This window comes from Pseudarthrobacter sp. fls2-241-R2A-127, assembly GCF_030209355.1.
Classification (GTDB): Bacteria; Actinomycetota; Actinomycetes; order Actinomycetales; family Micrococcaceae; genus Arthrobacter.
Map to the genome: position 1 here is coordinate 116,645 of NZ_JARVSF010000005.1, position 17,983 is coordinate 134,627.

The following is a 17,983-nucleotide window of genomic DNA, read 5'->3' on the forward strand; positions in this document are numbered from 1 at the left end:
GTGTGGGGCTGACCTTCACCGCGGGGTTCCAGGGTGCTCAACCGCCAGGACGTAGCGCACGACGGCGGCAGGTCAGCCGAGCAGCCCCGGAACCACGAGCAAAGCGGTTGGCAGCGCGAGCAGCAGGATGCAGCCGGCCAGGACGGCACTCCGGACGGCGGCCGGCAGCTGCGGTTGCGGGGTGAGCAGGCGGCTGACCCTGGACGCCGCTGTCCGGACCGCGTCCGAGCCCGGTCCCACCGAGGCCGCCTCCAGCCCCGACAAAGCCAGGCTGGGGGAGGACGGCCGGATGTCAGCGGTGCCGGGATTCGCGGCCGAGCCGCTCGCGACGATGGCGATGGCCTTGATCAAGGTGGCCTTGCTTTCGGTCCGCAGGGCGACGTCGTCTGCCAGCATCTCGATGAGTGAGTTGACCGATTCCTGCGCCAGCCTGGTGGTGGGCAGCCAGGGCAGCGCTTGCCGCCAGGCGGCAAAGGCCCACAGCAGCAGGTGGTGCCGTTGGCTTAGGTGCGCGTTCTCGTGGATGAGGACTGCACGGAGCTCAGCAGGTTCGAGGGCGGCCATCAAACCGTCCGACAGGACGGTCACCGAGCGGGACCCTCCCGGAAGGCAGTACGCCACCGGGGAGTCGTGGCTGATGACCAGCGTTCCGGTGTCCTGCCCGGACGGTGAGGCCAGCAGGGCCAGGAGTTCGCGGTGCCGCCGGCGCTGCCGCTGGATCTTGTAGTACGTGAGCAGCAGGGTGAAAACCAGGTGCGCGGTCAGCAGGGCCGCGGCAGACAGGGCGAAGATGTGCCAGAACCCCAGCGCGGTGGTGGGAGCACTGAAAAGCACCATGCCGGCGAGGGCCCGGAGGCCGGCAACCAGGTTGTCGCCGATCGGCTCCAGCCCATAGACCAACATGGCCCCGATCATGGACAAGCCACCTGCAAGGGCGATCGCCTGCCACAGCAGCATCGCCGTAAAGGGTGACCTGGCCGGCCATTGCGCCCTCGACAGGAGGATGGGCACCGGCCAGGCAAGGACTATCGCAAGGACCGCCAGCAGGTACGAGGCCCAGAACATGGTCTGCTAGAGGTGGCCAAGCAGTTTGCGCAGCGTAGCGGCTTCACCTTCGGAGACAGATCCAATGAAGCGGGCGAGGACAGCCTCGCGGTCGGGCGCTGACCCGAGGACCTCGTGCATGAGCTCGGCAGTGTGGTCGGCGCGGCTGGACACGGCCTGGTAGCGGTGCGGCCGGGTGCCGCGTTCGCGTTCCACCAGCCCCTTCTTTTCCAGGCGGGAGAGCACGGTAAGTACGGTGGTGACGGCCAGTTCCTTGCCTTCGTGGCCCGCCCCGCCCTGCGCCGCCGACGAGCGCGCCAGCCGGTCCCTCAGGGTATTGGCCGTAGCCGCTTCCTGGCCCGCCCAGAGCAGGTCCATGACCGCCCGTTCCAGTTCACCAAGACTAGCCATTTTATTTTTTCCTTTATTTCCCCGCACCGTGCGCTCTCGCAGCGCCCGGTGACGTCACGCGGTGATTCAACTACAGAACTAAATTTACCGCGAAACCCTACTTCTTTCTACATATGGTAGAACATCTGGCGCGGCGGCCCGTGACGCGCCATCCTAGGGGAGGGGCAGCTGGTTTTTTCTGCATCCCACGATGTTCTACACTGTGTAGAAGTTAGAGTTCTACGGAGCGTAGAAAACTGCACTGCTAACAGTAGGGACTGCCATGGACGCCTTGGAAATCGCACGCTGGCAATTCGGCATCACCACCGTGTACCACTTCATGATGGTGCCGCTGACCATCGGCCTGGGCCTGGTGGTGGCCGTAATCCAGACCGCCTGGTACCGCACCGGCAAGCCGGAGTACCTGCGGATGACGAAGTTCTGGGGGAAGCTGTTCCTCATCAACTTCATCATGGGCGTGGCCACCGGCATCGTGCAGGAGTTCCAGTTCGGCATGGCATGGAGCGAATACAGCCGGTTCGTCGGGGACGTCTTCGGTGCCCCGCTGGCACTGGAAGCCCTCCTGGCCTTCTTCGTCGAGTCCACGTTCCTGGGGCTGTGGATCTTCGGCTGGAAACAGCTCAAGCCGGCCATCCACCTGGTCTGCCTCTGGGTGGCCGTCATCGGCTCAGCCCTCTCCGCCTACTTCATCATCGTGGCCAACAGCTGGATGCAGCACCCGGTGGGCGTGGAAATGGTCAACGGCCGGCCGGTCATGACCGATGCCTGGGCCGTCTTCACCAACAACACTGCCCTGGTGGCCGTCCCGCACACCCTGTTTGGCGCCCTTGCCGTGGCCGGCGGCTTCCTCCTTGGCATCGCCTGGTACCACCTGTGGCGGAGACGGCACGACGGCGTCGACACCGTGGGTGCCGACGGCAGGGTGGTCCCGGGTGAAGACTCCCGCATCCCCGGCCGCGACCGCACCGACTACAGCGTGTGGATCCGGTCCCTGCGCATCGGCGCCGTGGTGGCCATGATCTCGTTCGCGGGCACAGCCGTCACCGGCGACCTCCAGGGCAAGCTCATGTTCCAGCAGCAGCCCATGAAGATGGCCGCCGCCGAGGCCGCCTGCCACGACGGCACGGGCTTCTCCGTCCTGAGCGTCGGCAACGTGGGATCGAAGAACTGCGACGACGTCGTGGCAGTGATCGAGGTCCCGGGCATCCTCTCCTTCCTGGCCAAGGGTGACTTCACCACCGAGGTCAAGGGCGTCAACAGCCTGCTGCCCGAGTACAAGGCGAAATACGGAACCAACCTGCCGGACAACCCGGTCTACGGCGACCGCGCGGGCCAGGAGATCCAGTATGTCCCCGTCATGGAAGTCACCTACTGGGGCTTCCGGATGATGATCGGCTTTGGCGGCCTGGCCGCGTTGGCTGCGCTGGTGGCTCTGTGGATCACCCGCAAGGGGACGGTGCCGGAATCCCGCTGGCTGATGCGGCTGGCAGTGTTTGGCATCCTGGCACCGTTCGGTGCCAACGCCGCCGGCTGGATCTTCACCGAGATGGGCCGCCAGCCGTTCGTCGTGGCCCCCAACCCGGATCCCAGCGGCATTGACCAGGTGTTCATGTTCACCGCTGCCGCCGTGTCACCGGGGGTCTCCGCTGGGGAGCTCATCGCCTCCCTGGTGGCGCTGACCGCCGTGTACGCCGTGCTGCTCGTGGTGGAGGTGAAACTGCTGGTGAAGTACATCCGGGGCGGCGTGGTCTCCGCGATGCCCGAACTCGCCCACGCACCGGCGGACGAGAATGAGGACCGGACCCCGGGCCCCGGCGGCACCGGGGAAGCCAAGCCCGCCGACGACGTGCTGGCCTTCGCCTACTAGCCGCACCGGACCCAACAGGTTTAAAGAGCAGAGGATACGAACAATGGAACTGCTGCCCACCATCTGGTTTATCGCCATTGCGGTGCTGTGGACCGGCTACCTCTTCCTGGAAGGCTTCGACCTGGGAGTCGGGATGCTGATGAAGCTCTTCGCCCGCAACAACACCGAGCGCCGGGTGCTCCTGAACACCATCGGACCCGTCTGGGACGGCAACGAGGTGTGGCTGCTCACCGCAGGCGGCGCCACCTTCGCCGCCTTCCCGCTCTGGTACGCCTCGTTGTTCTCCGCGCTCTACCTCCCGCTGCTGGTGGTCCTGCTGGCTTTGATCTTCCGTGCCGTGGCGTTCGAATACCGCGGCAAGGTGGACACCGACAGCTGGCGGAATCGGTGGGACTGGGCGATAGCCCTGGGTTCGTTCTTCGCGGCCTTCGGCGTGGGGGCCGCGCTGGCCCTGACCACCACGGGCCTGCCGCTGAACGCCAACGGCGACCGGGTAGGCGGCCCCTTGGCCTGGTTCAGTGGGTACGCCGTGCTGGGCGGCTTCGCCGTCGTCGGTTTCTCGCTGCTCCACGCCCTGGCCTTCCTGGCACTCAAGACGGACGGCGACGTCCGGCACCGGGCCCGGCAGTGGTTCGTGCGGCTCCTGCCGGTCCTGCTCCTGCCCATTGCAGCGTGGGCCCTTGCCATCCAGTTCCTGGACGGCAAGCCCTTGACCTGGGCCGCCGTCGTCCTGGCCGTGGGCCCGGCCGCAGCCGCGTGGCTGCTAGCCCGCAAAGGCTCCGAAGGCAGGGCGTTCCTGTTCCTGGGCGCCTTCCTGGTGCTGGGCACCGCCTCCATCTTCGGTGCCGTGTTCCCGGTGGTGCTCCCTTCCACACTGGACAGCGCCTTCGACCTCACCATTTCCAACGCCTCCTCCTCGAACTACACCCTGGGCCTGATGAGCATCGTCGCAGCCTTTGGCCTTCCCCTGGTGATTGCTTACCAGGCCTGGACCTACTGGGTGTTCCGCCGCCGTGTCAGCGCCGCCCACATTCCGGAAGCGCACAGCTTCCTCCCCGCGGTGGCCGCCAAGGCGTTCACCACCAAGGGCTGACGTGCGGCCCACGTTCCCGGCAGGCCCGGCCACGCGCTCAGCCATCTACTGGCTGGGACTGCTCGCCGCCCTCAAAGCGCTGTCCCTGGTCCTGATCGGCCAGGCGGTGGCGTCCATCCTGGCCGGACTGGCCGCCGGGAACCCCGCGTGGGGAACCCAGATCACCGCCGGGCTCGCCGGCGTGGTGCTGAGGTCCCTGACCGTCTGGGGGCAGGCCGTCGCTGCCCGCCGCGCCGCCCTGGGCGTCAAGGAAGAGCTGCGCGCCGGCCTGCTGGAGCATGCCCTCCGGACCGGCGTCCGCGGATCCGGGCCCGGCGACGGCGGCCTGGCGGTACTCGCAACGCGCGGCCTGGACGCACTGGACAACTACTACACCCAGTTCCTGCCCGCACTGGTGAACTGCGCGGCCATTCCGCTGCTGCTGGGCGCACGCATCCTCTTCGCGGACTGGGTAAGCGCCGTGGTCATCGTCCTCACGGTGCCCCTGATTCCAGTGTTCATGGTGCTGATTGGCCGCTACACCGAGGACAGCGTACGCCAGGCCCAGGCATCACTGGCACGGCTGTCCGCACACATGCTCGAACTCGCCAAAGGCCTTCCCGTCCTGGTGGGGCTGGGCCGCGCCACCGCGCAGCGCAAGGCCCTGGAAGAGATTTCCGAGGAATACCGCTCCCGCACCATGGGCACCCTGCGCACGGCATTCCTCTCCGCGCTGGCCCTGGAACTCATCGCCACCATCTCGGTGGCGGTGGTGGCGGTCTTCATCGGCGTCCGCCTGGTCCACGGCGGCATGCCGCTGGAGGCAGGCCTGCTGGCACTGCTCCTGGCGCCGGACTGCTACCTCCCGCTGCGGGAGCTGGGCACCGCCCACCATGCCAGCGATGAAGGCCGCGTGGCACTGGCCGAAACCGCAGCGGTCACGGGAGCGCCCGAGGCGTCACCGCTGCCCGCCGCCAAAGCCGGCAGGCCGGGCGCCCCCCTCGAAGTCACCAGCCTCACGGTGCACTATGCCGGGCGGTCCGGAACCGCCGTCGGGCCCCTTACCTTTACCGCACCGCAGGACCGGATCACCGCTCTGGACGGCCCCAGCGGGGCCGGCAAGAGCACCATTCTGGGCGTACTGGCGGGGACGATCGGCACGGGCAACGGGACCACTGTTTCCGGATCGATCAGGGGACTGGACCGCGGTGCCATTGCCTGGGTGCCGCAACACCCCGTGATGGTGGCCGGCACGGTCCTGGACGAGGTGCTGTTGTACCTTGCGCGGGACCCGGGCCACGGCCGTGACCGGTTCACCGCCGAAGAGGCTGCCCGCGATTGCCTGCAGCGGGCCGGCGCAGGCCACCTGGCAGCCAAGCACCAGGCGGAGCTGAGTCCCGGCGAGCTGCGCCGTGTGGCGCTTGCCCGCGGGCTGGCCAGGATTGATGCCGGGGCATCGATCCTGCTGCTCGACGAACCAACGGCGCACCTGGACGACGTCTCCGCGGCCTTTGTCGAAGACGCCATCCGCAGGCTCCGCGGCCAGGTCACCATCATCCTGGTGGCCCACAACCAGCGCACCCGGCACCTTGCGGACCAGCTGGTCCCGGTGGCACGGCACGGACAGGAAGTGGCACCGCAGGAGCCCGCCCGCGGCGTAACCGCCACCGCCTCCGCGGGCAATCCCGCCCCAGAAAGCCTCGCGTCCGAAAGCCCCGCGTCCCTGAACGCCGCATCCACCGGCTCAGGCACTGACTCCGGCGGCTTGGACGACGGCGCAGCGAACCGCGCCACCAGGACAGCCTCCGGTGCCGCCGGACTCCTTGCCGCGCTCCTGGCGCCGGTCCGCGGCAAATTCGCGGCCGCGGCGGTGGTGGGCACCTTGGCGGCCATCTTCGCCGTCGCACTGTCCGGCCTCTCCGGCTGGCTCATCATCCGGGCCAGCGAACAGCCGCCCATCCTCTACCTCCTGACCGCCATCGTGGGAGTCCGGTTCTTTGGCATCGGCCGCGCCGTCCTGCGCTACTGGGAACGGCTCCTGCTGCACGATGCCGTCTTCGCCGCCCTCACCCGCCTCCGCGGCAGGCTCTGGGAATCCCTGAGCCGCAGGGCCCTGTCGCTGCGCAGGCTCCTGCAAGGCGGCAACGTCCTGGGAACGGTGATTGACGACGTCGACACCATCCGCGACCTCCTGCCGCGCGTGGTCCTGCCGCCCGTTACGGCGCTCGCGGTGTCCGTCCTTGCCCTTGCCGCCACTGGAGTCCTGGTGCCCGCCGCGCTGCCCGCGGTGATCGGCGCATCCGCCGCCGGCCTGTTGCTCGCACCGGCGGCAGCCCTGTGGGGAGACCGGCGCTCGGCCACCGCCGAGCAGTCGCTGCGCTCCGGCGTCCTGCGGCGGACAGCGGCCGCACTTGATGCCCGGGCCGAACTGCACGCAAACGGCCTGGCACCGCGCGTGCTTGAGGCGCTCCGGGCCGAGGACCGGAAGGCCACGCACGCTTCCCGGCGCTCCGCCTGGGCGGACGGGCTGGGTCATGCAGTTGCCACGGTCGGATGCGGAGCGGCGGCCTTGGCCTCTGCCTGGCTGGCGTCCCCGGAGGTCCTCGTGGCCAGGGTCGCCCCCGCCACGGCGGCCGTGGTGGTGCTGCTGGTGCTCGCGCTGGTGGAGCCCTACGCAGCCATGACGACGGCGGTGCGCCAGTTCCCCGCCCTCCGCGAGGTCCTGCAGCGGGTGGGGGAGTCCGGCGCCCTCGACGGCGGCCCGGCAGGACGCGGTTCGCGCGCGGACTCCCCGGATGGGGACAGCCCCGGGCTGCGGGCCCTCCCTGGCCGCGACGGCGGCGCCCCGGGGATTGCCTTGACCGGCCTGGCCGCAGCCTGGCCGGACGGGCCGCCGGTCTTCACGGGGCTGGACGCCGTGGCGGAGCCCGGCCGCTGGTTGGTTGTCACCGGGCCGTCCGGCTCCGGAAAATCAACCCTGCTCTCGGTCCTGCTCGGTTTCCTGGCGCCCGCCGCGGGCCGGGCGCGGGTTTCCGGCCGCGCAGCATGGTGTCCGCAGGAGGCCCACCTCTTCGATTCCACCATTCGGGGCAACCTCCTGCTGGGGCGTGCTGCCGGTAACGGTGAACCACCTGCGGCTGATGGGGAACTGGCCCAGGTGCTGGCCGCCGTCGGACTTGACGGCCTGGTGGACAGGCTGCCTGCCGGCCTGGATACCAGGACCGGCCCCGGCGGTGCCTTCCTCAGCGGAGGTGAGCGCCAGCGCCTGGCGGTGGCGCGGACTTTGCTGACCGGCGCTGATGTGATCCTGCTGGACGAACCCACCGCCCACCTGGATGCGGAAGCTGCCGCGGCCATGCTGGCGGACCTTCGCAGGGGGCTGCGGGACCGTACCGTCATCCTGGTGACCCATAACGGGGCGGACATTGCTGCTGAGGACGCCCGGCTGGAACTTCCCGCCGTGTCCGGCGTGGCCGGGGAACGCGTGGCGGCGTCGCGCTGAGCCACCTCCGGCCGGCTGGGGGGGCAGGAATCAGCCGCCCGGCCTGCTAGCCGTCGACGTCGTGCAGGTGATGGACGACGTCGTGCAGGAAGTATTGGGCGAGGGTCAGGACGGTGAACTCGGATCCGTTGCTGCGCAGGCCCTTCCGTCCCCAGTCTTCTTCGCGGACGCCGGCGAAGGAATCCGCGGCCTGGTGCCCTTCGGTGGCCAGTTCGGCACTGACCTCGGACGGTTCGGCATTGGCGTAGTCGTTCTCCTCCGCGGTCAGGTCCTGGTCCCAGTTGTCGAAGCGGGCGCCGTCCTCGGCCAGGATCAGGTTGAGCCGGTGGTCGAAGAGGGTGAAGACGTCCCGCACATGGCAGGCATACTCCAGCGGGGACCACGTGTGGTCATCGGGTCGCTCAGCGGCATCGGGGCGGCGCAGGACGGCCCGCCACCGGGGCAGCATGTTTTCGATGATGCCGGGAACTGTGGCCGGGGTCGCGGTGGAGGCGTCGAAGGAACATTCCGGGCAGGTACGGGACAAGACCCAGGTCCAGTCCTTTTCATCAGGAACGATAGGCATGAGAGCAGTCTAGGGGGTCCGGGCCGAAAGCCTCTGGGACGCCCGGGGGCGCTTGCCTAGCCTTGCAGCATGAGTGCGGATGGCCGCCCTGTTGCGGGAGCCCCGGTGGATGCGGACAGCATGGTGCAGCTGTCCGGCCTGACCAAACGGTTCGGCCGGAACACGGCGCTCGACGACGTGACGCTCACGATCGGGCCGGGCGAGGTATTCGGGTATCTGGGCCCCAACGGGGCGGGTAAGACGACGACCATCCGGCTCCTGATGGGAATGCTTCGGCCCACGGCCGGCACGGCGACGGTGCTTGGGTTGGATGCCTGGCGGCAGGCCCGGGATGTCCACCGCCTCGTGGGCTATGTGCCGGGGGAGCCGGCGCTCTACGAACGCCTTACCGGACACCAGCATGTGGCCTACTGCGCCCACCTGCGGCACCGGGACGATGCCCCGCGCGCCGTCGACCTGGCGGAGCGGCTGGACCTTGACCTGAACCGGCCGGCCCGCACCCTGTCGCGCGGAAACCGGCAAAAACTTGCCGTGGTCCTGGCGGTGATGTCCAAGCCGAGCCTGCTGGTGCTGGACGAGCCCACCAGCGGGATCGACCCGCTGGTGCAGCAGGTGTTCCATTCCATCCTCCGCGAGCACACGGCCGGCGGCGGGTCCGCGCTTTTCTCCTCGCACGTCCTGGGTGAGGTGGAACGCGTCGCCGACAGGATCGGAGTGGTCCGGGCGGGGAAGCTCGTGGCGGTGGAGCGGCTGCAGGACCTCGCTGCGCGGTCCCTGCACCGGGTGCGGGCCAGATTCACGGGACCCGTGTCCGCCGCAGACTTCGCCGGCGTACCGGGCGTCCGGGACCTGGCGGTTGATGGCCGCTCGCTCAGCTGCAACGCACCACAGTCGGCCCTCGATGCGCTCCTGAAGCTGGTGAGCGCCCGGGAGGTGGAGGACTTTGAATGTTCCGAGGCCCCGCTGGAGGAAACCTTCCTGAGCTATTACGGCTCGGACCAGGGTGCCGCCCATGCCCCGGACGCGCTCGGGGCGGGGGCACGCCATGCTGGCTAACGTCCTGGTGAAGACGCTCCGGGACCAAGGCAGGACGCTGCTCGCCTGGGCCGTCTCCCTGGCCTTGATCGTGGCCATGTATGCGGCCGTGTGGCCGGCGGTCCAGTCCCAGCCGTCCATCAGCGGCTTCATCGACCAGATGCCGGAGGCTTTCCGGTCCCTGTTTGCCACCTCCAGCGCGGACCTGTCCACCCCCACGGGGTACATCCAGGTGGAGCTGATGTCCTTCATGGGACCTATCGCCGTTTTGATCTACGCCGTCAGTGCCGGCGCAGGCGCCATCGGCGGGGAAGAGGACCGGCACACCATGGACCTGCTGCTCTCCAACCCGGTGGGCCGCGGAAGGGTGGTGGTGGACAAGTTCCTGGCCATGGCCCTTGGCACCTTCCTGCTGGCCGCGGTCATGGGCGTTTCGCTGGTGCTCGAGGGGAGTCTGGTGGACATGGTCCTGCCGGCGGACATCTCGCCACCAGTCGTCTCGCCGAGGGTACATCGGGGACTTTTCGAGTCAGAATGGCCTGGTGAGGCAACTTGGTTATACACGGGTCAGCACTTCCAGTCAGGATGCCCAACTGCAGCTGGACGCGCTGGTCACCGCTGGCGTGCAGAAACGCGACGTCTTCGCTGACGTGACTTCGGGCAGCAAGACGGCCATCGAGCGGCCCGGAATGAAAAAGCTCCTCGAGTACGCCGAGGAGGGCGACACCGTCGTGGTGTGGCGGGTCGACCGCTTGGGCCGGTCGCTGATCGATGTGCTCAACACCGTGACCCTGCTGCGCGACCGCGGCATCCACGTCCGATCCATCTCGGACGGCATCGACCCCGCGACCTCAACGGGCCGGCTGATGCTGAACCTACTCGCCACCCTCGCCGAGTATGAGCGCGAACTGATCATCGAACGTGTCAACGCTGGCATCACGGCCGCCAGGCAGAACGGAACCCGATTCGGCCGGCCGGTGTCTGACCCTGCCATCATCGCGGACAAACTGGCGATCGCCCAGGACGCCCGTGCGAAGGGCCGTACTGCGGAAGACGCCGCCCGGCTCGTGGGCTGGAGCCGTGCAACGCTTTACCGCCACCAGCAGGCCCTCGCTGCACGCCAGAACAGCAACCTGTAGGTGCTCCTGAACAGCGGGTAACGGCTGACACTGTTTCCAGCCTCGCCCATGCAGCGCTTGGGTTAGGGGATCGGTCCTCGCTGCGCTCGGGCTGTAAAAGCGTTTTTCTGTTTTTTGCTGCTGTCCTGCGGATCGTACGTGCCCGCTCCACCGGCTCAACCGTCCTGCGGACGGCTGCGCCGCCGATGGATTGTGTCGGCGCTTCGCTTATTTCCTCCCACAACCCATCAGCTGCTTGCCCTTCGGGTTGCCCCGACTCCGTCGGGCACAGCTCCGCGATGCTCCGCCAGCAGGCAAAAAACGCCCGGGGGAGAAGGGACGCTGGCCGGTCACCCAAGCCGCCCCACTCACCGGATCCTCAGCAAAGGACGAGAGAAACCATGAACGATCGCATTGCACGCGCAGCCCTGACCCGACTCTTGGAACCCGGCGACCGTGTCGGCCGTGCCCTCGTGGGCAGGCTTGGCGCGTACGCTGCCTTGCGGTTTGCCACCGGCGCGCAACCCGTACACGCCATTCCGGAGGCCACGGTCGAAGAATTGTCAGAAGCGTTGAGACGGTGGGCGCCGCGGGTTCCGGAGGTCGACCCGGAGAAGGACCTGGCCACCATGGAACGTCTGGGCGGCGGGTTCCTCATCCCAGGAGATGAACACTGGCCGGAAGGCTTGGACGATCTGCCCGACGCCCCGTACGGGCTTTGGTACCGGGGCAGCATCGATAAAGGCATGCCAGCGCCTTCGAAGTGTGTGGCTCTTACCGGTTCCCGGGACTCGACCAGCTACGGCGCCGCCGTTACAGGGGATATGGCATATGGGTTGGCCCAACGCGGAATCTGCGTGATCTCAGGGCTGGCCTACGGCATCGATGCGCACGCGCACCGGGCCGCGTTGGCCGGGAGCCAGGGAGAAGGACCGGCGACCCTTGCGGTACTGGCCGGAGGCCTTGACCGTGACTACCCCTCAGGTAACGCTGATCTCGCGGCCGCGATCCGCGCCAATGGTCTGACGCTCTCGGAGTTACCTCCAGGATCGGCACCTACTAGGCATCGCTTTCTTCTCAGAAACCGCATCATCGCAGCCTTGGCCGGGGTCACTTGCGTGGTCGAGGCCCGGTGGCGCTCCGGCGCGCTGAATACAGCCCATCACGCCGAAACCATCGCCCGGCACGTCGCGGCCGTCCCGGGCAGTGTCCACAGCGCCAACTCCGCAGGATGCCACCGGCTCCTAAAGGAAGGCGGCGCGGTGCTGGTCACCGACGCTGCAGAACTCACCGAACTGCTCGCCGCCTAAAAAGGCAAAGTGGCCGGTCCTTCCGGGGGCCGGTCACCGCTGGCGGTCCGCCGCACGGGGCTGACGTCGATGGTGGTTGCTGGCGACGGACCGCCACACCGCCGTAGGAGCGAAGCCGATGGTTTGCATTCGCGGCCGGAAGGATGTCGGTGTCCGCAGATACGATTCAAAGAGACGAGAAGGAAGATGAGCCTGATGTATACAGCGGAAGAAAGAGTTGATCGTTTGACCGAAGAAGAGAGGTACAGGAAAGCGCGCCGCCTTGCATGGCTAGGGGTCGTGTACCTATTCCTGGCGGCCCTACTGGCACCGCTTCACTACGGCCCGGCACTGGGTATTGGCGGTGCAGGCATCCTCAACCTCGGAACAGCTCTACTTGCCAGCAACCAACGGAAAACTGGAGCCCGCATCCTCTTGGTCGTGGGTGCAGCCACAGTAGTCACCGGGATAATTTTGACCATCACGGAACTGGTTCGCTTCTTCCAACGCTAGAAGCAGGACACCCGGTGGGACTTCGGTAAGAAGTTGAACGAGGAGGACCGGCACCGCTTGGTGCCGGTCCTCCTGCCTGTCCAAAGCAGATGCTCGCAGAGCTCGCCCCAGGAGCGGGCGTCCGCTGACGCGGCCGGCTGTTGGGTCCAGTGCCGGCTCCGCAGGGCTCCGCCGCCCCTGGCCCTGTTGTTTACGTCTTCGACGATGCTCCTATAGTCGTCAAATTGCTGTTGATCGTGCTTTTTAGTGGTTGGCTCGCTCAGCTGGTGCGGACGGTGGGAGGCAGGGGTTGGCTGCGTCGTAGGTGGGCGGCCGTTATTGCCAGCCAGGTCCAAGCGAGGACTACGGCTGCTGTGAAGCTAAGAACGATGACGGCTGACGTTGACCCGCTGGCAATGCCGACGAAGGCGGCGAGAAAGAGGATTCCGGTAGCAAGGGAGAATGCTCCGAGCCTCCGGTTTTCGGATGTGTAGAACCGGCGGGCCATAACGCAGCAGGCAGCGATGAAGGCGGCAAAGCCAATCCCTGCGGTAACGAAGTGAAGAAACCCGTGGAGGGACCCGGAGATAGGGGGTCCGGGAGGTGCGCCTTGAGGGAATCCGTTCATGGGATCGGCGGTGAAAATCCCCGCACCCACTAATCCGGCACCGTAGATTCCGACGAGAACCGGCCCCCAGGTGGCTCCTCGTCCGGGGTTGAGTGCGCGACGGAATCCGACGGCGGTCAGGAGGGTTAGGGCGCCGGTGAGGATCAGGTTTGTGGTTTGCATCCAGCCTAGGTCGCCGTTGGCTAGGACGCTGAGGTCGTTATGTGCCGCGTCGAAGCCCGGGCGAAGAAACGCCTGGGCATAGCTGACCAGAAGGTATAGGGGGCCGGCGGTGATGCCACAGGCCAGCAATACCCGCGTGGCAGAGGAGGCGGGCGGGCGTCGTTGGGATCCCTGATGTTCGGTCTGATAGCTGATTTTGGGCATGGTCTATTCCGGTCTGTGGGCGAAATGAATTTGGTGAGAGTGGTCAACGGGTCAGTTGGTGAAGAACCCGCGGAGTTCGGCTGCCATTGCTGCGTCTGAGACTTGGTGTGTTTGGCCCTCGAGGGTGCGGTGAAGGGCCTGGGGGATCGCGGCGGCTGTTGTTGCTTGAGCTGAGGTCATGACCGGGGCGGCTTTTCCACCGACCATGACAAGGGTCGGCACCGTGATTTTGGCGAACCGGCCGGTGGGTGCGGTGAAGTTGTTGGTAACGGCAATTTCATTGGGGAGGGTGTTGGCGGCGTCCTTTTGGCTCTTCCAGATCTTTGGCATGAGGCGCAGCATGAGGGGCACAAATGCAGGGACGCCGATCATCTTGACCAAGAAGTAGGAGACCATCGCGCCGCGCTTGTTTTGGGCGAGCAGTGAGTTCAGGTGCCCGGCGTGGTCGACGGGCGTTCCGTCGACGTTCCCGATTCCCGTGTAGGGGGCCTCGTAGGTGGCGAGCTTGCGCATCGGGATACCCGCCGCTGCTGCTTCGAGGGCGAGGGCCGCACCGGAGGAGATGCCATAGACGTAGGGGTCTCCGCCCGCATGGGTGATGACGGCGGCTAGGTCTTCGATTTCGCGTTCCACGGAGTAGGGCCGTGTATCACCGCTGTCGCCGCGGCCGCGACGGTCGTAGAAGTACACGGTGAAGGAGTCGGCCAGCGTGGTGGCCAGGGCCCGCGCCGGGCCGAAGGACCGGCCGCAGAAGGCGCCGTCAACCAGGACCAGGGAGGGGCCGGAGCCGATGTGTTCGACGGAGATGGGGGTTCCGTCCGCTGAGGTGATCTGGGTGACCTGGCTTTGGGCGGCGCTGGTTTTCATGCTGTGGGCCTTTCGAGGAGGGTGTCGAGTTTGGTGAAGGACAGTATCCATCCGGCGTGGGTCATGTCCCGGATCTCGTCGGTGAACGGGCCTTGATGGAGGGTCATGCGCGTCCGGTCGCCGTGATCGTGGAACTGAAGCCGCAGCACGACGTCGTCCACGGGCCCAGCCTCGGTCAGCGCTGTCAGTTGAATCTCGAGGGATTCCGGTGCCTGAAAGGCGGTGATGCGCCCCCGGATGGGGTGGCCGGCCCCGGTAGCGTTGTCGACCATGGTCAACTCCCACCGGCCCTGCTCCACGAGCTCCACGATGATGCTGTCCACGGGTACGTGAACTCCTTCAGGCCCGAACCATGAGGCGAGGAGTTGGGGTTCGGTCCAGAACCGCCAGACCGTGTCCCTGGGGGCGGCGAAAGAGCGGGAAATGAAAACATCGTGTTCTGTGACTTCCTGCTGGCGCCCCTCAGACATCTCGGCCCTTTCCCATAGGTGGGGTGTCGCGCTGAAACGAGGCCAGCGCGCCGTCGAGTTTGTCGAAGGACTCACCCCAAAACTTCTTGTACCGCTCCATGTACTCGCTCGCTTCCTTAAGCCGGTCGGGCTCCAGATGACTGAACCGGGCAGTCGCTACCCGGTTCCGGGAGATCAGGCCAGCATTTTCCAATACCTTCAAATGCCTCGAAATCGCCGGTTGGCTGATCCTGAAAGGCGCCGCGAGGTCGGACACCTGCGCGTCACCGTCAGCGAGCCGCTGCAGAATAGCCCGCCGAGTCGGATCGGCCAACGCCGCGAACACTGCACTCAATTCATCAACCATCAAAACCATAACCTTGTCGTTATATAACCTTGTGGTTTTAGAGTAAGTCTGGTTTGAGTAAAGCGTCAAGCCTTGAGTCTCAGCTAACGGCGCCCGGTAACGCATTTGTCCTTGCTGCAGCTGTCGTCGGAGGTGTGCGGCGTGGCATTTCGGCCTGGTCGATGAGCCATTTCCGGTAGGCGCCGGCCAGGGCATCGTTGCGGATATGTCCGCGTTCCAGACGCGAAATGATGGAAACCCATTGACCAAGTTCGCCGGCGACGGTCGTTAAGGTCATGCCGAGGTCTGTCCGCCTGCGGCGGAGGTCGGAGTTGTCGGGTGCGGGCCGGGGATTGGTGATCTGACGGTAGATTTCCCTGGCTGCGTAGCGTTTGAGGCAGCGCATGATTTCGCGTTTGCTCTTTCCCTCTGACGTGCGTTTAGCCACGTACTCCTTGGTCCGTTGGCACGAGCCCATGCGCACCAGAACAACCTGGTGCAAGGCATTATTGGCGCTGCGGTCGCCGCCCCTGCTGAGCCGGTGGCGGGTTGTCTTGCCCGATGAGGCTGGCACCGGGGCGACGCCGACGAGCGAAGCGAACTGGGCCTCGTTCCCCAGACGGTCCGGATTGTCCCCGACGGTGATCAACAACTGGCTGGCCACTTCGGTTCCGACTCCTGGGAGATCACAAAGCATCGGAGCATAGCCGTCCAGGATTTCCTTGAGGGCAGCGTCAGCAGCCGCGATTTCCGTTCCCAGCGCTTGGCATCGGGCTGCCAACGCCTTGAGCGTCAGCAGAGTCACGTACTCGGGGTCAGCCATATGCCCGGAAGGTCTCGTGCGCTGCAGGGCAGGAATCAGCGCTGAGGTGGCCAGCGCCCGGTATTTCGCCCGGATCTTGTCCGGGGCTGAAACGAGGAGCGCCTTGATCTGGTTGATGGCCGCACTGCGGGCCTTGATGGCTGATGCGCGCCCGGAACGTACGATCCGCAGGCATTCGACGGGGCCGTCTTTGGCCTTAGGGATCGCCTTGGTCCGCCCCTCGAGCACGGACTTGGCGGCCTGGTAGGCATCCAACGGGTCTGACTTCCCTTTGAGACGACGGGCGGCCCGGTTCGGGCGGTTTACCTCCAGCACGGTGAGCCCTTCACCCCGAAGAGTTCGGGCGAGTTCGGCACCGTAGGAGCCTGTTCCTTCGACCCCGACGGCTACGACTGTGCCGTAGGAAGTGATGAAGTCGATGATTTTCCGGTATCCGGATCCCACGGCCAGGAATTCCCTGTCTGCAAGGGGTTTGCCGTGTTCGTTGATCACGGCTACGTGGTGTGTGTCGGCGTGGGTGTCGATACCCGCGATGACTTTTATTGGTTCGCTTGCCAAGATGGAAATTGCCCCTCAGTCGCGTCGAATGCTGATTGATCGGGCGCGGGCCAGGTGGGCAGACAAAACGGTAATGGGACTGGTCGTATCAGGCTCCTATGAGGTCATGTCCGCCTGGCCCGACACCCCTTTTAACGGACCTTGAGCCGGCGGACAGATCGTCGGGAAGACAGTGCCGCCTGGTACGTCAATTTTTGGCTGGGTCACGCCGGCTCAAGGACTGTTCCAGTATTACCGTTTTGGCTGCTGTCCTGACGGATTGTACGTGTCCGCTCCGGCCCGTCTAGCCCCTCCTTCGTCGGGGCCTGCGCGGCGGGAATTTCCCTGCGGCGCTCCTTCGTCGCTGATTTCCTCCGGGAATTTCCCGCCCCTTGCCCAAGGGTAGACAGGCCTCCGTCGGCCACAGCTCCGCAAGCTTCGCCAGCAGCCAAAACAACAAGGGGGGCGAGGGGACGCTGGCCGGTCACCAACACCGCCCCACCCACCATCATCCTCAGCAAAGGACTTTCAACATGAATGATGCTATCCGCATCTCCAGCCCCGCCGACATCCTCGGTTTCATCCCGCACTCCCTCGGGTTCGTACCGCGGGAATCCTTTGTGTTCCTGACGATGCGGGGCAAGACGCTCGGCGCGACACTCCGTGTCGACGCCCCCGCGTCCGCCGAACCCGCCGGTTTCGCCCGGTCCATGGTCGACTACCTCGCTTTGGACACGCAGGCCACGGCGGTGCTGCTGGCAATCTACACGGCCAACACCCCAGCGCCCGGGCAGCCCCGCCCCTTCCACGATCACGTCGAAGCCGTCATCGAAGCGCTGGACAACGCAGGCACCCCGCTCCAGGACGCATGGCTGGTCACCCCGTCACACTGGCAAAACCTGCTGTGCGACAGCGACGCCGGGTGCTGCCCGCCCGAACCGCTGGAATCCATCACGGACGGGCAACTGAACGCGGAACTGGTGTTCCGTGGCAGCAGCTACCAACAGACGCCCGGCACCAACTATGCCCCGTTCGCAGGCCCGGCAGAGAGGGAGGAACAGATCCGGCACGCGCTCCCGGGAGTGCTCGGAGCGGAGCTGGCTCCGGGCCGGGAACTGTGGGCCGAGGCCCTGACCCGGGACGGATGGATGGATCCGGAGACGGCGGTGGAGCTGCTGGCGTGCTTCCAGCGCCCGGACCTGCGCGACACGTTGTTCTGCAACGTGATCGCCCCCGAGCTTCCCGACGCCGAGGGAAGCGGGAACCTGCTCGTAGGGGAGGGGATCGCCCCGGACTGGGACCGCGTGGACCGGGCGCAGGACACGGCGCGTGACCTCATTGACTCGGCACCGGAAGGCTACCGGGCGCCCCTGCTGACCCTGATCGGCTGGTTGGCGTACCTCAAGGGTCAATCGTCGGTCGCTGGAGACCACTTCAAGCTCGCCCTGGCTGACACGCCGGGCTACCGGCTCGCGGAACTGATGGACCAGCTGGTGAGCAGGGGAACCATCGCCCCGGTCGCGAAGAACCAGGCCACCGCCTACAAGCGGCACCGCTAGACGGATGGGGCCG

17 protein-coding genes are annotated in these 17,983 nt (G+C 66.5%); 9 read left to right on the top strand and 8 right to left on the bottom strand.

Features of this window, described 5'->3' with window-relative positions; all coding sequences use genetic code 11:
- Window positions 1-72: 72 nt before the first annotated feature.
- Window positions 73-1,065: a M56 family metallopeptidase gene (locus tag QRN53_RS03030; protein ID WP_285242545.1), complete on the bottom strand. Its 993-nt coding sequence runs from the start codon at window positions 1,063-1,065 to the stop codon at window positions 73-75.
- Between the two features lie 6 nt (window positions 1,066-1,071).
- Window positions 1,072-1,455: a BlaI/MecI/CopY family transcriptional regulator gene (locus QRN53_RS03035; RefSeq protein WP_285242546.1), complete on the bottom strand. Its 384-nt coding sequence runs from the start codon at window positions 1,453-1,455 to the stop codon at window positions 1,072-1,074.
- A gap of 262 nt (window positions 1,456-1,717) precedes the next feature.
- Here QRN53_RS03035 and QRN53_RS03040 point away from each other — a divergent pair, with 262 nt between their 5' ends.
- From QRN53_RS03040 to cydD, 3 genes are read left to right on the top strand one after another with little or no spacing between them, the layout of a single operon-like run.
- The gene (locus QRN53_RS03040; protein WP_285242547.1) at window positions 1,718-3,322 is read left to right on the top strand and encodes a cytochrome ubiquinol oxidase subunit I; all 1,605 of its coding nucleotides are present in this window, start codon (window positions 1,718-1,720) and stop codon (window positions 3,320-3,322) included.
- A 43-nt stretch (window positions 3,323-3,365) separates the two neighbouring features.
- Window positions 3,366-4,415 (top strand): cytochrome d ubiquinol oxidase subunit II, encoded by a 1,050-nt coding sequence (gene cydB / locus QRN53_RS03045; protein ID WP_285242548.1) that lies wholly within the window; start codon window positions 3,366-3,368, stop codon window positions 4,413-4,415.
- A gap of 1 nt (window position 4,416) precedes the next feature.
- On the top strand, window positions 4,417-7,896 hold the full coding sequence (cydD, locus tag QRN53_RS03050; RefSeq protein ID WP_285242549.1) for a thiol reductant ABC exporter subunit CydD: 3,480 nt from the start codon (window positions 4,417-4,419) through the stop codon (window positions 7,894-7,896).
- Window positions 7,897-7,942: 46 nt separating this feature from the next.
- Here cydD and QRN53_RS03055 read toward each other — a convergent pair whose 3' ends face one another.
- Window positions 7,943-8,461, bottom strand: coding sequence for a DinB family protein (locus QRN53_RS03055; protein WP_285242550.1), 519 nt, complete (start codon window positions 8,459-8,461; stop codon window positions 7,943-7,945).
- A gap of 69 nt (window positions 8,462-8,530) precedes the next feature.
- Here QRN53_RS03055 and QRN53_RS03060 point away from each other — a divergent pair, with 69 nt between their 5' ends.
- The 5 genes from QRN53_RS03060 to QRN53_RS03080 all read left to right on the top strand — a co-directional run bounded on the left by QRN53_RS03060 (window position 8,531) and on the right by QRN53_RS03080 (window position 12,416).
- Window positions 8,531-9,517, top strand: coding sequence for an ABC transporter ATP-binding protein (locus QRN53_RS03060; protein WP_285242551.1), 987 nt, complete (start codon window positions 8,531-8,533; stop codon window positions 9,515-9,517).
- Window positions 9,507-10,145 (top strand): ABC transporter permease subunit, encoded by a 639-nt coding sequence (locus QRN53_RS03065; protein ID WP_285242552.1) that lies wholly within the window; start codon window positions 9,507-9,509, stop codon window positions 10,143-10,145. Before QRN53_RS03060 ends, QRN53_RS03065 begins: the two co-directional genes overlap by 11 nt.
- Complete coding sequence (locus tag QRN53_RS03070; protein WP_285242553.1) at window positions 10,039-10,635, top strand: recombinase family protein; 597 nt, start codon at window positions 10,039-10,041, stop codon at window positions 10,633-10,635. Before QRN53_RS03065 ends, QRN53_RS03070 begins: the two co-directional genes overlap by 107 nt.
- A gap of 380 nt (window positions 10,636-11,015) precedes the next feature.
- Window positions 11,016-11,924, top strand: a complete 909-nt coding sequence (gene dprA, locus QRN53_RS03075) for a DNA-processing protein DprA (protein WP_285242554.1) — start codon at window positions 11,016-11,018, stop codon at window positions 11,922-11,924.
- A 186-nt stretch (window positions 11,925-12,110) separates the two neighbouring features.
- Window positions 12,111-12,416, top strand: coding sequence for a hypothetical protein (locus tag QRN53_RS03080; protein WP_285242555.1), 306 nt, complete (start codon window positions 12,111-12,113; stop codon window positions 12,414-12,416).
- 259 nt (window positions 12,417-12,675) lie between these two features.
- Here QRN53_RS03080 and QRN53_RS03085 read toward each other — a convergent pair whose 3' ends face one another.
- From QRN53_RS03085 to QRN53_RS03105, 5 genes are read right to left on the bottom strand one after another with little or no spacing between them, the layout of a single operon-like run.
- A complete protein-coding gene (locus QRN53_RS03085; RefSeq protein WP_285242556.1) occupies window positions 12,676-13,389 on the bottom strand; it encodes a DUF998 domain-containing protein in 714 nt (237 codons plus the stop codon).
- A gap of 51 nt (window positions 13,390-13,440) precedes the next feature.
- A complete protein-coding gene (locus QRN53_RS03090; RefSeq protein ID WP_285242557.1) occupies window positions 13,441-14,256 on the bottom strand; it encodes an alpha/beta fold hydrolase in 816 nt (271 codons plus the stop codon).
- A complete protein-coding gene (locus tag QRN53_RS03095; RefSeq protein ID WP_284987857.1) occupies window positions 14,253-14,726 on the bottom strand; it encodes an SRPBCC family protein in 474 nt (157 codons plus the stop codon). Before QRN53_RS03095 ends, QRN53_RS03090 begins: the two co-directional genes overlap by 4 nt.
- Window positions 14,719-15,141, bottom strand: a complete 423-nt coding sequence (locus tag QRN53_RS03100; protein ID WP_285242558.1) for an ArsR/SmtB family transcription factor — start codon at window positions 15,139-15,141, stop codon at window positions 14,719-14,721. The genes QRN53_RS03095 and QRN53_RS03100 overlap by 8 nt, the downstream gene beginning before the upstream one ends.
- A 10-nt stretch (window positions 15,142-15,151) precedes the next feature.
- Entirely contained in the window at window positions 15,152-16,432 is a 1,281-nt protein-coding gene (locus tag QRN53_RS03105; RefSeq protein WP_285242559.1) for an IS110 family RNA-guided transposase, read from the bottom strand.
- A gap of 512 nt (window positions 16,433-16,944) precedes the next feature.
- Between QRN53_RS03105 and QRN53_RS03110 the strand changes: the two genes are divergently transcribed.
- Window positions 16,945-17,970, top strand: coding sequence for a DUF4192 domain-containing protein (locus QRN53_RS03110; RefSeq protein ID WP_285242560.1), 1,026 nt, complete (start codon window positions 16,945-16,947; stop codon window positions 17,968-17,970).
- Window positions 17,971-17,983: the final 13 nt, after the last annotated feature.

Coding starts and splice junctions, on each gene's coding strand:
- dprA (WP_285242554.1), top strand. CDS start 11,016: ATGAACGATCGCATTGCACGCGCAGCCCTGACCCGACTCTTGGAACCC.
- QRN53_RS03030 (WP_285242545.1), bottom strand. CDS start 1,065: ATGTTCTGGGCCTCGTACCTGCTGGCGGTCCTTGCGATAGTCCTTGCC.
- QRN53_RS03085 (WP_285242556.1), bottom strand. CDS start 13,389: ATGCCCAAAATCAGCTATCAGACCGAACATCAGGGATCCCAACGACGC.
- QRN53_RS03040 (WP_285242547.1), top strand. CDS start 1,718: ATGGACGCCTTGGAAATCGCACGCTGGCAATTCGGCATCACCACCGTG.
- QRN53_RS03055 (WP_285242550.1), bottom strand. CDS start 8,461: ATGCCTATCGTTCCTGATGAAAAGGACTGGACCTGGGTCTTGTCCCGT.
- QRN53_RS03060 (WP_285242551.1), top strand. CDS start 8,531: ATGAGTGCGGATGGCCGCCCTGTTGCGGGAGCCCCGGTGGATGCGGAC.
- QRN53_RS03090 (WP_285242557.1), bottom strand. CDS start 14,256: ATGAAAACCAGCGCCGCCCAAAGCCAGGTCACCCAGATCACCTCAGCG.
- cydB (WP_285242548.1), top strand. CDS start 3,366: ATGGAACTGCTGCCCACCATCTGGTTTATCGCCATTGCGGTGCTGTGG.
- QRN53_RS03080 (WP_285242555.1), top strand. CDS start 12,111: ATGAGCCTGATGTATACAGCGGAAGAAAGAGTTGATCGTTTGACCGAA.
- QRN53_RS03065 (WP_285242552.1), top strand. CDS start 9,507: ATGCTGGCTAACGTCCTGGTGAAGACGCTCCGGGACCAAGGCAGGACG.
- QRN53_RS03035 (WP_285242546.1), bottom strand. CDS start 1,455: ATGGCTAGTCTTGGTGAACTGGAACGGGCGGTCATGGACCTGCTCTGG.
- QRN53_RS03110 (WP_285242560.1), top strand. CDS start 16,945: ATGAATGATGCTATCCGCATCTCCAGCCCCGCCGACATCCTCGGTTTC.
- QRN53_RS03095 (WP_284987857.1), bottom strand. CDS start 14,726: ATGTCTGAGGGGCGCCAGCAGGAAGTCACAGAACACGATGTTTTCATT.